The organism is Actinoplanes sp. NBC_00393 (assembly GCF_036053395.1).
Lineage (GTDB): Bacteria > Actinomycetota > Actinomycetes > Mycobacteriales > Micromonosporaceae > Actinoplanes.
In genome coordinates, this window is record NZ_CP107942.1 from 281,522 (window position 1) to 294,300 (window position 12,779).

Here is a 12,779-nt window from a genome sequence, read left to right on the forward strand (position 1 = left end):
ATCCTTGACGACGTAGATCCTTTCATCGGCACCGCGGCCACCGAGCTGCCTCGCGCACACGGTCTCGCCGCCACCTGGTGGTGGCCGAAACCGCAGGTGGGCAACACCCACCCGGGCGCCACGTCACCGCTGGGCATGGTCTCGGCGTGCGCGTACTCCGGCGCCTACCCGACCGGGTACGGCCGGTACGCCAAGAACACCGAGGGCGTGCCCGAGGAGATGTTCCCCCGGCTGCAGGCCTCCGGGTTCACCCACTTCCAGCAGTCCGGAACTGGGGCAATTCGGAAATATTACAATTATGTGCGCGTTACCCCGATGGTCCAGCCGCTCGACGACCTCGGCCAGTCCTGGCCGCTGGAGGACGAGCAGGCCGAACCCGGTTACTACGCCGCCAACCTGAACACCGGGGTGCGCTGCGAGATCACCGTGGGGGAGAAGGTCGCGGTCCACCGCTACACCTTCCCGGACCACGACAGCGCCCGGGTGGTCGTCGACCTGTCCTGCGGCGGGCTCGCCATCGACCTCGGCCGCACCGTCCCGCTGCGCGCCCAGGCCGAGAGCATGGGATACGGCCGGGCGCAGGGCACGGTGGTGATGGAGGGCGTGCCGCTGTCGGTCTTCATCGAGGTGGACAGCCCCGGCTGGCGGCAGATGCTCTGGTACGACCGGCGGCTCATCCCGGGCGGCACCCGTCTCGACTTCGACAGCATCCGGCACACCACGCTGCGCCCCTTCGGGATGATCTTCATGGGGCCGGTCCGGGCCGGGCAGAGCATCGAGGTGCGGATGGGCTTCTCGCTGCGCGGCGGCGACCAGGCCCGGGCGAACCTGGAACGCGAATGCGGCGCCGGCTTCGAGTCCGTGCGGACCCGCACCCGGGCCCGCTGGCAGGACCATCTGCGCCGGGTCCAGGTGGACGGCGGAACCCGGTCGCGCCGCACCGTGTTCGGCACCGCCCTCTACCACTCGCTGATCAAGCCGTGCATCGCCGACGACGAAAGCCCGATGTGGCCCAACTCCGGCCCGTACGCCTTCGACATCTGCACCATGTGGGACATCTACAAGACCCAGCTGCCGCTGCTCGCCGCGATCACCCCGCAACGCCACGGCGACCTGCTCGAATCGCTGATCCGGGTGTGCGAGGAGGAGGGCAACTTCCCGATTGGCTACCGGATGGCCCGCGGCGCCGACCGGTTCTTCCGGCAGGCCAGCGCCCTCGCGCACACCGCCCTCGCCGACGCGCACGCGCTGCGCCGGCCCGGCATCGACTGGACCTGGGCGCTGGTGCACATGGTCGACGATCTGCGCCGGCTCTACGGCGAGGACTTCTTCGAGCACGGCGTGGTGCACCCGATCACGCACACATTGGACCTCGCGTACGCCCACCACTGCACCGCCCAGCTCGCCCGCGCCCTGAACGACCACCGCCTCGCCGCCGACCTGGAACGCCGCGCCGGCCACTGGGTGAACGCCTTCGACCCGGCCACCGGCCTGCTGCGCGACTCGGAGTTCTACGAGGGCGGCAAGTGGAACTACTCGTTCCGGCTGCTGCACGACATGGCCGCCCGGATCGCCCTGGCCGGCGGCGACGAGACGTTCATCGACCGCCTCGACCGGTTCTTCGGCTACGGCGCCGACCCGGTCAAGCAGCCCGGCGTCGGCCCGCAGCCCGCCGAGATGGCCGCCGGGTACGCCCTGAACCGCTTCGAGGGCCTGAACAACGAACCCGACATGGAGGCGCCCTGGGCCTACCACTACGCCGGCCGCCCGGACCGCACTGCCGAGGTGGTGCACGCCGCACTGACCTGGCAGTTCGGCACCGGACCCGGTGGCCTGCCGGGCAACGACGACTCCGGCGGGCTCAGCTCCTGGTACGTCTGGGCCTCCCTCGGCCTGTTCCCGGTGGCCGGGCAGAACCTGTTCCTGGTCAACGCCCCGGCCTTCGAGCGGGCCGCCCTGCACGTCGAGGGCGGTGAGTTCGTCATCGAGACCAGCGGTCACCGGGACACCCCGATCGGCGTCGACGGCATCGACCGGGACCCGCGCCCGCAGTACGTCCAGTCCGCGACCCTCAACGGCAGGCCACTGGACCGCACCCACCTGACCGCGGCCGACGTCCACCACGGCGGACGGTTGCACCTGCGGCTCGGCCCGGAACCCTCCACCTGGGGTCACCGGTCCCGGCCGCCGTCGCTTCCCAACCTCCACCCGAAGGGCGAACGATGAGCCGACCGACCCGCCGCCTCGTCATCGCGGTCCGCGCCGACCCGGTCATCTGCGGACACTCCGGTGAGGCGCGCAACCTCGCCGAGGTGGCACTCACCCGGGGTTTCGACGACGTCCGGCTGCTCACCTGGCCGATCCCGGCGCTGCAGGAGGCCGGTCTGCCGCTGAAGCCGCTCGACCGGCTACTGCCGTACAGCCCGGGAATCACCGTGGAACGGCCCGAGGCGGTCGGCGACTACCGGGTGCCGGACGGGCGGCACCTGGCCGGGCTCACCGGGCGGCTGGTGGAGTTGCTCGCCGACGGGGTGCCGACGGTCTGCCTCTCGATGTACCTGGTCCCGCACACCCAGGTGATCAACGACGCGGTGACCGCGGCCCGGGCCGCCGGCTTCGGCCCGCAGGTGCACACCATCGCCAAGGCGGTCGGTTCGGACGTCACCAACGTGATCCGCAACTGCCTGCGCGAGGGCCGGTTCGGCGCGGCGACCGTGCTGCTCACCACGTTCCTGGCCAGCGACGAGGTGGTGGCGGTCTCCGAGTACACCCGCGACGAGATCATCGCCTCGGCCGAGGAGGTGGACGCGAACTGCGGCACCGCCTTCGCCGAGCAGTGCCGGCGGCGGGTCATGGTCAGCTACCCCCCGATCAACTCGTCGGCGTTCCTCGGGATCGACCCGGACACGGTGGACGCGGCGCTGGCCCGGCGTGGGCTGCAGCGCGACAAGTACGTTCTGTTCCTGTCCCGGGTGGCGCGGGCCAAGGGCATCTACGACCTGGTCATCGCGTACGGCCAGATGCGCTGCCGGGACGACGTGAAGCTGGTGGTGGCGGGCACCGGGCCGGCGCTGGAACACGTGCGCGCGATGGCCAAGGAGGACGACCGGATCGTCTTCCTCACCGATGTGGACGACGACGAGAAGCCGCTGCTGATGGCCGGATGTGCCGCGTACGCCCTGCCGACCAAGCCGGAACCGGACTTCGTCGAGACCTTCGGCATCGCGCTGGCCGAGAAGGCGCTGGCCGGTGGCGGCCCGATCATCACCACGCTGACCGGGGGCACCGGCGAGGCGGTGGGCGACGCCGCGGTGATCGTGGACGCCGGCGACATCGCCGGACTCGCCGAGGCGGTGGACCGGGTGGTCCTGGAGATGACCGGCGACGAGCGGGCCGACCTGGAGAAACGCGCGCGATCGCACGCCATGGCCTTCGACCGCGGCGCGGTCTTCGACGATCTGATCCGATGACGTACGCGCAGACGACCGCCCCGGTCCTGCCGGGGCGGTCGCCGGGCCGAACTCAGATCTTCCCGTCCTTGACCAGCTGCTCGAGCCGGGCGTAGCCGTCGTTGACCCCGACCTCCATGCCGCTCTGCAGCCAGGCGTCGCGGCCCTCGAAGCTGTCGCAGAGGGACTGCGCGTGCAGCCGGGCCCGCCCGTCGCCCAGGTCCTCGAACCGCAGCGTCTCCAGCGACACCCCGTCCGGCATGCCCTCCCAGGTGAAGGTCTGCACGATCAGGCCGGGCCGCACCTCGTGGAAGCTGCCGTGGAACGCGAACTCCTCGCCGCTGGTATCACCGATGCGGCTCGAGACGTAGCGCCAGCTACCGCCGGTTCGGGCGTCCCAGTAGTCGATCTTGTTCTCCACCGAGTCCGGACCGTTCCACAGCACGAACAGATCGGGGTCGGTGTGCGCGCGGAACAGTTGCTCCGGCGTGGCGTCGAAGTCGCGGGTGATGCGGATGATCGGCAGCTTGGGGTCGGCCTCGATCGCTGCCTCAACGTTTTTGGTCATCGTCCTTCTCCCGATTCGTCGGCTCGCTCTTCATGGCTTCCAGCACGGCGTCCAGTCGGCGGTAGCGCCGCTCGGCGCGCTCCCGGTACAGCTCGATCCAGGCGTCCATCTCGTCGAACACCTCCGTCTCCAGTCGGACCAGCCGGGGTTGCGGGCCCGGGGGCCGGCTCACCACACCGGCGTCCTCCAGCACCTTGAGGTGCTTGTAGACGGCCTGCAGCGACATCCGGTACGGCTCGGCCAACTGGTTCACCGTGGCGTCCCCGTCGGCAAGCCGGGCCACCATGTCGCGGCGCGTCGGATCGGCGAGTGCGGAGAAGACCCGGGTCAACGTGTCCGCCGGCATCGAACCCTCGTTTCAACTGGTTGGTTGAAAACTACCCTAGGCGTGGCCCGGGTCACCTGTCAACCATAAAGTTGAAAGGGCAGTTCAGGGCGGTTCATGGTCGCCGGATTACCTCGTGTTCGCGATTCGTACACATCGTCCCGATAGACCAGACCCATGGAACACGTGCGTTGTGAGACCCGCCGCGAGACCACCCCGGCCGGCCCGGCCGTGCGGGTGCGCGTCACCGGCAGCCTCGACCGGGCCGCCCATCCCGAGCTGCGCCGCTCCCTGCACCGGGCGTTCGAGCGGTCCCGCCGCGTCGCCGTCCTCGTCGACCTGACCGAGGTGGATTCGATCGGCAGCGAGTGCATCGAGGTGCTGCTGGTGGCGTACACCCGGGCGCTGCGCACCGGCCACGGCTTCGAGGTCACCGGCGCCCACGGCCCGGTCCGCCAGGCGCTCGAGATCACCGGCCTGTGCCCGCCCACCGCGCTCTACGCGCCGAACACCGCAGACACTCTTGAGGGGCTTCTCGACGCTGGTTCACCCGTGCCGGTGATGACCGGCCCGTCCACCGCGTGATAGGTCCGTAAGGGTGACCCGTCAAGCGAACCCGATCACGTACGGAACGAACGCCACCTTGGCGTGGTGCTGATCCGGTGCGGATGCCACGCGACTCATCCGGCACCGGAACAGACCCGCCGGTCGCGGCCGTCATGGACCACGAGACCGGCATCATCGAGCTGACCGTCAACGGCCAGTGGGACCGGGGGCTCGGCTACACGGCGTACCGGACGGCGCAGAAATGCCTGGCCGAACATCCCGCCGGGCTGGCGCTCGACCTGCTCAACCTGCACGATCCCCGGTCGGCCAGCGCGCCGCTCTGGATGACCGTCGCCGCGCAGGGCGGGCGGCTCCACCCGCCGGTGCCGGTCGTCGCCTGTCTGCCGCCCACCGCCCGGCTGGCCGGCCGGCTCGACCGGATCGGCGCCGGCCGTCACCTGTCCATGTTCAGCACGGTCGGGCTGGCCCGCACTGCGATCACCAGCCACCGCCCGACCACCAGCCAGGTCCGGCTCCAGCTGCCGCCGGTGCCGGCCAGCGTCGCCAACGCCCGGCAGATCGTCGGCGCGGCCTGCACGGAATGGGGCATGACCGCTCTGCTGCCACGCGCCCGCCTGGTCGTCTCCGAGCTGGTGACCAACGCCGTGGTGCACGTCGGCAGCCCGATCGACGTCGTCATCTCGCACCGCGGCACCCTGCGCCGGGCCGCCTCCCGCGGCGCCACCAGCCTGCACCTGGCCGTCTACGACCACGATCCCCGGATGCCGCCGCCCAGCGGCAACGGCAAGGGCCTGCGCCTGGTCACCGTCGCCTCGCAGGCCTGGGGCGTGCTGCCCACCCGCGTCGGCAAGGTCGTCTGGGCGATCCTGCGCGAGACCGGCGGCCCGGGAGAACTGTCCGGATGAAGCCGGCCCCACCGCACGCGGTAGAGCCGGCTTCGGAGGATCAGCGGACGACGACCGTGTTGACGATCTTGTCGGCGAAGGTCTGCTTCTTGGCGTCCCAGATCGGGAACAGCCAGCCGACGTAACAGGAGATCGAGTCCACGAAGTGGGCGAGGTCGCGCAGGAACGCCTTGCCGCCGCCGATCGGCTGCCCGGTGTTGATGCCGACCAGGCGGATGCCGAGCGCCTTGCGGCCCCAGCTCTGCCCGGTGCGGCCGGCCAGGAACCAGCGGTTGTAGCCGTGCGCGACCAGGCCGAGCAGGACGAAGATCGGGTAGAGGGCGTTCATCGTGGTCGCCCCGGTCACCTCATCCGTGCCCTGGCCGAGGAACACGCCAAGGAGGACGAAGGGCACATAGACCAGGCCGTCGACCAGGTAGGCGCCGACACGCTGCCACCACCCGGCATAGGCGGCGACGGCCTGGGGAGCGCCGTAGGGTGCGGGGGCGCCGTACGCGGCGGGGGTGGGGTAGGCCTGCTGGGGGACCTGGGCGTACGGGTCGCTGGGCGGATATGTCACGTTGTTCCTTCTCCGAGTGTGCGATGTAGTTGAAAGAGCCAGCTCGCGGTGGCGAGCAGTCCGGCGAGCCACCCGGTCCGCCGCCGTCGGGTGGACGACCACGGGCGCGGGTTGCCGAGCACGCCCGCGGCGCGCAGCGCCACCAGGGCGCCCGACGCGACGGTGAGGCCGGCCAGCCCGAAGATCAGGGGATTCGCGTGGAACGCCGCGCCGAACTCGCCACGCACGAACGCGACGGCCGCGGTCGTCATGCCGCAGGCGGGGCAGGGCACGCCCGTCAGCATCCGCAGCGGGCACGGCAGGGCCGCCCCGGTGCGGGCGCTGACCGCCGGCCAGGCCGCCGCCGCGACGGCGACGAGCGCGCCGAAGCCGCCGAGCCGTTCGGGAACGGAGAACTCACGCATTCAATCCTCTTGATCTTGGAAGTTCGAAGATCATAGAGGTATGCACGCCGGCGGCGCGACCCGGTGACCCTGCGAAATTCCAGGTCGTCCGGGGTGATGGGTAAGGGTGAGCGGTCGCTTGAGCCCGGCGCCCGCCGGGCGGCCCGGCGTTGTGCCCGGGCCGCGCGGAAAACCGGGGACTCGGCGTGAACCCGTACCGGAAAATCTTGCATAGAGTGCGGTCATGCTTCCCGCCGCCGTCGCTGATCTCGGCCGGGACCTGGCGGCCCTGGGGTGGGTGACCGATCTGTTCGTGGCCGGGTCGCTGGCGACCGGCGACTATCGGCCCGGTGTCAGCGACATCGACCTGGTGGCGCTGACCGCCGGGCCCGCCCGGCAGGACACGCTCGTGGCGCTGCACCGCCGCCTCGACGCCGGGCCCGCACGCGGACTGAACCTGGGCTGCGTCTATGTCGACGCAGGCCGCCTGGCGGACCACGGCGCACGGCATCCGACCTGGACGCACGGGCTGCTCGTGCAGCGCATCCTCTCCGGGATCACCCGGGCCGAACTGGTTCGGCACGGGCAGGCGATCTTCGGTCGCCCTCCGCGCGACACCCTGCCGCAGATGACAGCCGATGACGTACGCGCAGCCGCGCGCGCCGAGTTGACCGGGTACTGGGCGTGGGCCGCCCGTCGTCCCTGGATGTTCCGGTCGCCGGTGATCGCCGACCTGAGCCTGACCTCGATGGCCCGCGGCCGGCACGCGCTGGCCACCGGCGACCTGCTCACCAAGACGCAGGCGGTGACCGCGGCACACGCCCCGGCCTGGCTCATCGAGCAGTTGCAGGCCCGCCGGGACGGCCGCGACGTCAGCTCACCGCGCCTGCGGACCGCGCTGATCGCCTGGCGCGACGCCCGCCGCACCGTCGCCGTCGCCCGCCGGTTCACCACCGAGCGGTAGCACCGGCGGGCGGACCAGCCGGCGCGCCCCCGCCGAGGCCACCGTCGCCAGCAGGTGCTGCTCGGCCGCGTCCGGCTCGTGCGGCGCGCTGTAGTGCACCGACAACACCCCGAGCCGCAGACCGTTACTGATCAGCGGGATCGAGCGCACCGCGCGGACCCCGGCGTCGAGCAGCACCTCGCCCGCCTTGGTGCCGGCGAAGAGCACGCTCTGCCCGACATCGCGCACCTGCACCGTGCGCGCCTCGGCCAGGGCCGCCCCGCAGGCCGTGTCCCGGTCGCGGACCAGCGCGAAGAAGTTCAGGAAGTCGCGGCCGAACCCGTACTGGCTGACGATGCGCAAACCGTCGGAGGCGTCGTCGAAGAGCTGGACGTGGCCCATCCGCGCCTGGCTCAGCGTCAGCGCGGCCGCCAGCGTCGCCGACATGATCGCGGTGGGATCGTGGACGCCGCAGAAGTCGGTGCCGAAAAGGACCAGCCCGGAACGGCCGGCCGGGCGCAGCGCCGCCGCCTCGCGAGCGGCCTCGGCAGTCCGGGCGCTTACCTCCCGCCGCCGGCTGCGCAACTCGTTGTGCACCTCGCGGTGCCAGGCCTCGGCGGCCTCCCGCCGGTCGGTGGCCTCGTTGCGGGCGCGGTGGGCCCGGCGCATCAGCAGGGTCGCCTCCGCATACCGCAGGCGGGCCTGCTCGGCGAACGCTTCCGCCCGGGGCAGCGCGCCCGGCGCCGGCGCTCGTGCGTGGTCGCCCACCCCTCAGTCGTACCACAACGGCGGCGGTGGCAGGGTGACCAGCATGCGAATCTCGATCTGGCCGGGTGCGGGGCAACCGTACGCCGACGTCCTCGAAGTGGCCCGGCACGCGGCCGAGACCGGCTGGGACGGCGTCTACGTCGCCGACCACTTCATGCCGAACGCGGGCGGCGCCTATGCCCCCGACCACCCCGTCCTGGAATGCGGCTCCGTGGTCGCGGCACTCGGCGCCACAGTGCCCCGGATCCGGATCGGCACGATGGTCTACGGCAACACGTACCGGCACCCGGCGGTCCTCGCCAACATGGCGGCCACCGTCGACCAGATCACCCAGGGCCGCTTCACGCTCGGCGTCGGCGCCGGCTGGCAGATCAACGAGCACGAACAGTACGGGATAGAGCTGCCCCCGGTCGGCAAACTCATCGACCGGTTCGTGGAGGCGCTGCAGGTGCTCCGCGGCCTGCTGCGGGAGAGCCGCACCACGGTGCACGGCGAGTACTACACGCTCACCGACGCCGTCTGCGAACCCAAGCCGGTGCAGGATCCCCTGCCCATCCTGATCGGCGCCAAGGGCGAGAAGCGGATGCTGCGGGTCGTCGCCGAGTACGCCGACATGTGGAACACGTGGGGCCGTCCGGAACTGATCGCCCACAAGTCCGCGGTCCTCGACCGGCACTGCCTTGACGTCGGCCGTGACCCGCGCACGATCGCGCGCACCGCGCAGGCGCTGACGGTGGTCGACGGGCCGCTGCCCACCGACCTGCCGATGCCGGTGATCGGGGGGTCGCTCGGCAAACTGGCCGACGAGATCGCCGCGTACCGCGCCGGCGGCCTCGACGAACTCCTCATCCCCGACGGCTTGCTGGGAACGGGCACCGACCGCTTCAAGGCCATGGACAAAGTTCTCTCCCTGGTCCGCTGACCCGCCGTCCCCTTGCCTCCTGTTTCGCAGCGCTGCTTCAGCCCGGCCGTCAGTGTTGCTTCGGGCCGGGGGAGCCGGCTGACGGTCAGAGTCCCTTCGGCCCGGCGGAAGCTCGCCTGGGCGACCCGGCTGGCTCTTGGGCGCAGAAGCTCGCCTGGGTGACCCGGCTGGCTCTCGGGCGCAGAAGCTCGCCTGGGTGACCCGGCTGGCTCTCGGGCGCAGAGTGGCCGGCGCGCTCGGCTCAGGGGTGGGCGGTCACCCGGTCCAGGACGTCGTCGGCGGGGCAGCGGCCGCGAGAGACGTACCTCTCCGTGAAGTCAGCCAAGGCATCGCGCAACTCGCGTGACACGCCCTGCCGGGCAAGGGCCGCGTAGGCGGCCACGAAGCATTCGCGAGCCGCGGCTGCCAGCACCGGGTCGGTGAGCGCGTCGCGCCCGGCCCGTTCCCAGAGCCGCGGCTCGGCGGCAAGCGCGCTGGTCGCCGCCCACGCCTCCGCGGCGGCGCGCGGGTCGTCGAGCAGCACAGCCGCGACGGTCGCGGCCAGCCGCCAGTTGCCGCCGCCCTGCCGGTCGGCGACGTCGAGTTCCAGATGGCCGCGCGCCGCTACCGGCGGGCGCAGCAGTTCCAGATGCCGCAGCAGATCAGCCGGGGTGATGCGGATGCCGGCCTGGATCCGCTGCCTCAGCGAGCGGCCGGTCGCGGTCGTGTCATCCATCGCGTACGCCACCCAGCCGGCCCTCGGCTCCTCCGCCATCGGGCGTACCGGCAGGTCACGGCGCAACGCCGTCCGAACGCTGCGCCAACCGGTCGGGCGGCCGTGACGCAACGGCGAGTTCGCGAAGGAGGCCGCCAGCACTGGGGCGAGCATGTGCGCCAGCGCCCAGCGGCGGGCCAGACCGAGCGGGCCACCGCCGTCCAGACCCGCCTCCAGGCCGATCCGGATGCCGGCCGTCGCCGTACCGAGCGCCTGCGTCGGACCCTCCGGATGCACGGTGTCGCTCGCCAGCGGCAGAACCGTGAGCCGGTGCTGCTCAGCGACCCGGTTCGAGGCGGCCAGGTCGTCGGACATCCGCCGCAGAGCCACCTCGAGCCCGGGGGACGGCGGCCCGCTGACCACCATCACGCGCGACGACCGGGTGTCCAGGAAGCCGTGCCGCAGCGGACGCCGGCCCTCCGGAGCCGCAGCCGGATCGAGCAGTAGATCGACGGCTATCCCCACGAAGCCGGGCAGCCCCGGCGTGAAAGCCCGGGCGGCGATGAATTCCTCGGCGGCCTGTTCGGTCAGGGTGGTCACGCGCTGCCTCACTCCCCGAGGACGTCCAGTGCTGAGGCAGCATAGCATTCCTATTTATTTACTAGGAATATCAGGCCTGTGAGGTGCGGCTCTTCGCCGCAAGAGCCCAAATTCTGCCGGTCTGCGCCGCCGCCGTCGTGCCGGTGCCCGCCTCCAGATGGCGGCCCACCTCAACCTGCCTCATCTCAGCCGCACCGTCGGCAAGACCTACGGTCCCGCGGGCCGCCGGCCTGACCGCCATGCACCTCATCGCGGACGTTGATTCCATGTCTCACGGTCGGCTGGGTGTCGCCGGCTGGCGGTGGTGCAGCTAATCGGGCCTCGATTCCATGTCTCACGGTCGGCTGGGCCTCGCCGGCTGGCGGTGGTGCAGCTAATTGGGCCTTGATTCCATGTCTCACCGTCGGCTGGGTGTCGCCGGCTGGCGGTGGTGCAGCTAATCGGGCCTCGATTCCATGTCTCACTGCCGGCTGGGCCTCGCCGGCTGGCTGTGACGCACTGAATCGGGCTGATTGCCTGCGTGAGCGACGGCTGGCAGTGCTCAGCCGTCGCTGAGGCAGGCAACGGGGCGGTTGCGGGCTCGTAGTGGCGCTAGCCGTGCTCGCTGCTTCCAGCTGGCGTTCGTGCGGTGAGGGAGGCGGCGTTTCTCCATGGGTGATGGCTTGCATCCGGGCGGCGGGGCTGTGGTGGAGGATGCTCGGCATTGGCGCGCTGTGCAGCGCCGGCAGGCTCTCTGGCGATCTTGCCGGAATGCGGCCAGCGTCGGAATGGGCCAGCGCCGGAATTGGGCCAGCGTCGGGATGCGGCCGGCGCCGGGCATGCATCCCGGCGCCGACATGCAGGCAGAGGTGGCCGCAACTCGGCGCTGGCATGGTGCCCGAGGAGGTGTGCGGCCACCGCCGGCGCGCGTACCGAGCCGGCAGGCTGTCTGCCGGTCGGTAGCCTGCGCGCGGTTGACATTGAGATAGGTTCCTAGGATGCCCTAGGGGTGGTGCGGGGTGTCCCCGAGGGCGGGATCCGGGGCGAGGCAGGGAAACCGCCGGTATTCCGCGGCTGCGTGCCGGTCGTAACGTCGGCTCATGTCATCGAACAGCGTCACCGTTCGGCGGGCCGCTCTGGACGCGCCGGTCCTGGTACTCGCCTATGGTCTGCTGCGCCTTGTCGACGGATCTGACGGGGATCGGGGTCCGGGTCTTGCCTGGAACCTGGGGCACCTTGCGTTCTTTGCAGCCATGGTTCTGTTCGGGGTGCTGGCTGGCGGGCTGGTGCCGCTGGTTCCGGCTGGAGCGCGGCGGGTGGCTTCGGGGGCGGCGGGGGTGACCGTCTTCGGGGTGGCCTGCTTGCTGTGGGGGATCACCGGGGATCTGGCGCCGGGCTTTCGGGAGTCCATGCCGCTGCCGGCTCCGCTTGAGGTTGCCGGGCCGATGCTGTTCACCCTCGGCATGCTTACCCTGCTCGGTCTGATGGTCGCCGGCCGCCGTGTCCCGGTGTGGAGTCCGTTGCTCTTCGGCGCCGGAATTGTCGTGGTCACCGTCAACCTGAACCTGCTGCCGGTCGCGGCCTTGCTGCTGATCGGCGCGCTGGCCCCGCTGGCACGCCGGCGGACGCAGCACGAGCGACCGGCCGGGCACGAGCGACCGGCCGGGCACGAGCAACCGGCCGACAACGAGCAACCGGCCGGGCACGAGCAACCGGCCAGGCATGAACGCAACGAACGGCCGGCGGAACGCGAACCAATCCGGGCGCTGGGAGCCGCGTCCGGACCAGTGCGGAGCCGTGCTCTGCACTGACGGAAACGGGATCGCTGGGGAACGGCGGGGGCAAGCGGAATGACGAGGTACCCCAAAAGGGACACCGGGGTGCAGGGCAAGGCCAGGGAGACCGGGGAAGGGCCGGAGGTGGGGAACGGCCGGAGGGGGATCGGCTGGCGGGGAGGGGCCGGTCGGCGGGAAGGGACCCGGCAGGCGGCAAGTGGAACGGCCTGCGGGAAAGAGAACGGTCGGCGGGGAGCGGCCGGCGGGGAGGGGAACGGCTGGCAGGAGGGGAACGGCCGGGGGGAGCGGGGGCGACGGGGGAACAACGGGGGACGGCTGAGG

13 protein-coding genes are annotated in these 12,779 nt (G+C 71.5%); 7 read left to right on the top strand and 6 right to left on the bottom strand.

Going from position 1 to position 12,779, the window contains the following annotated elements; all coding sequences use genetic code 11:
* Together OHA21_RS01215 and OHA21_RS01220 are read left to right on the top strand one after the other, a co-directional pair.
* Complete coding sequence (locus OHA21_RS01215) at positions 1 to 2,226, top strand: glycoside hydrolase domain-containing protein (RefSeq protein WP_328478242.1); 2,226 nt, start codon at positions 1 to 3, stop codon at positions 2,224 to 2,226.
* A complete protein-coding gene (locus OHA21_RS01220) occupies positions 2,223 to 3,470 on the top strand; it encodes a glycosyltransferase (protein ID WP_328469211.1) in 1,248 nt (415 codons plus the stop codon). The genes OHA21_RS01215 and OHA21_RS01220 overlap by 4 nt, the downstream gene beginning before the upstream one ends.
* A 52-nt stretch (positions 3,471 to 3,522) precedes the next feature.
* On the opposite strand, the gene OHA21_RS01225 is transcribed toward OHA21_RS01220, so the two are convergent.
* Together OHA21_RS01225 and OHA21_RS01230 are read right to left on the bottom strand one after the other, a co-directional pair.
* Positions 3,523 to 4,017 (bottom strand): SRPBCC family protein, encoded by a 495-nt coding sequence (locus OHA21_RS01225; RefSeq protein WP_328469213.1) that lies wholly within the window; start codon positions 4,015 to 4,017, stop codon positions 3,523 to 3,525.
* Positions 4,001 to 4,363 carry an ArsR/SmtB family transcription factor gene (locus tag OHA21_RS01230; RefSeq protein ID WP_328469215.1) on the bottom strand — a complete coding sequence of 121 codons (363 nt, stop codon included), beginning with the start codon at positions 4,361 to 4,363 and terminating at the stop codon, positions 4,001 to 4,003. The genes OHA21_RS01225 and OHA21_RS01230 overlap by 17 nt, the downstream gene beginning before the upstream one ends.
* A gap of 156 nt (positions 4,364 to 4,519) precedes the next feature.
* Between OHA21_RS01230 and OHA21_RS01235 the strand changes: the two genes are divergently transcribed.
* Positions 4,520 to 4,927: an STAS domain-containing protein gene (locus tag OHA21_RS01235; RefSeq protein ID WP_328469217.1), complete on the top strand. Its 408-nt coding sequence runs from the start codon at positions 4,520 to 4,522 to the stop codon at positions 4,925 to 4,927.
* A gap of 77 nt (positions 4,928 to 5,004) precedes the next feature.
* Positions 5,005 to 5,814 (top strand): ATP-binding protein, encoded by an 810-nt coding sequence (locus tag OHA21_RS01240; RefSeq protein ID WP_442875054.1) that lies wholly within the window; start codon positions 5,005 to 5,007, stop codon positions 5,812 to 5,814.
* 40 nt (positions 5,815 to 5,854) lie between these two features.
* On the opposite strand, the gene OHA21_RS01245 is transcribed toward OHA21_RS01240, so the two are convergent.
* Both OHA21_RS01245 and OHA21_RS01250 read right to left on the bottom strand, forming a co-directional pair.
* Positions 5,855 to 6,373 carry an RDD family protein gene (locus tag OHA21_RS01245; RefSeq protein WP_328469219.1) on the bottom strand — a complete coding sequence of 173 codons (519 nt, stop codon included), beginning with the start codon at positions 6,371 to 6,373 and terminating at the stop codon, positions 5,855 to 5,857.
* Positions 6,370 to 6,777 (bottom strand): DUF2752 domain-containing protein, encoded by a 408-nt coding sequence (locus OHA21_RS01250; RefSeq protein ID WP_328469221.1) that lies wholly within the window; start codon positions 6,775 to 6,777, stop codon positions 6,370 to 6,372. Before OHA21_RS01250 ends, OHA21_RS01245 begins: the two co-directional genes overlap by 4 nt.
* A gap of 223 nt (positions 6,778 to 7,000) precedes the next feature.
* Between OHA21_RS01250 and OHA21_RS01255 the strand changes: the two genes are divergently transcribed.
* On the top strand, positions 7,001 to 7,720 hold the full coding sequence (locus tag OHA21_RS01255; protein ID WP_328469223.1) for a nucleotidyltransferase domain-containing protein: 720 nt from the start codon (positions 7,001 to 7,003) through the stop codon (positions 7,718 to 7,720).
* On the opposite strand, the gene OHA21_RS01260 is transcribed toward OHA21_RS01255, so the two are convergent.
* Complete coding sequence (locus OHA21_RS01260; protein ID WP_328469225.1) at positions 7,634 to 8,467, bottom strand: GAF domain-containing protein; 834 nt, start codon at positions 8,465 to 8,467, stop codon at positions 7,634 to 7,636. The genes OHA21_RS01255 and OHA21_RS01260 overlap by 87 nt on opposite strands.
* A gap of 43 nt (positions 8,468 to 8,510) precedes the next feature.
* On the opposite strand from OHA21_RS01260, the gene OHA21_RS01265 reads away from it, so the two are divergent.
* Complete coding sequence (locus tag OHA21_RS01265) at positions 8,511 to 9,389, top strand: LLM class flavin-dependent oxidoreductase (RefSeq protein WP_328469227.1); 879 nt, start codon at positions 8,511 to 8,513, stop codon at positions 9,387 to 9,389.
* 241 nt (positions 9,390 to 9,630) lie between these two features.
* On the opposite strand, the gene OHA21_RS01270 is transcribed toward OHA21_RS01265, so the two are convergent.
* Positions 9,631 to 10,683: a glutamate-cysteine ligase family protein gene (locus tag OHA21_RS01270; protein WP_328469229.1), complete on the bottom strand. Its 1,053-nt coding sequence runs from the start codon at positions 10,681 to 10,683 to the stop codon at positions 9,631 to 9,633.
* Positions 10,684 to 11,762: 1,079 nt separating this feature from the next.
* Between OHA21_RS01270 and OHA21_RS01275 the strand changes: the two genes are divergently transcribed.
* Positions 11,763 to 12,473 (top strand): hypothetical protein, encoded by a 711-nt coding sequence (locus tag OHA21_RS01275; protein ID WP_328469231.1) that lies wholly within the window; start codon positions 11,763 to 11,765, stop codon positions 12,471 to 12,473.
* The last annotated feature ends 306 nt before the right edge of the window (positions 12,474 to 12,779 follow it).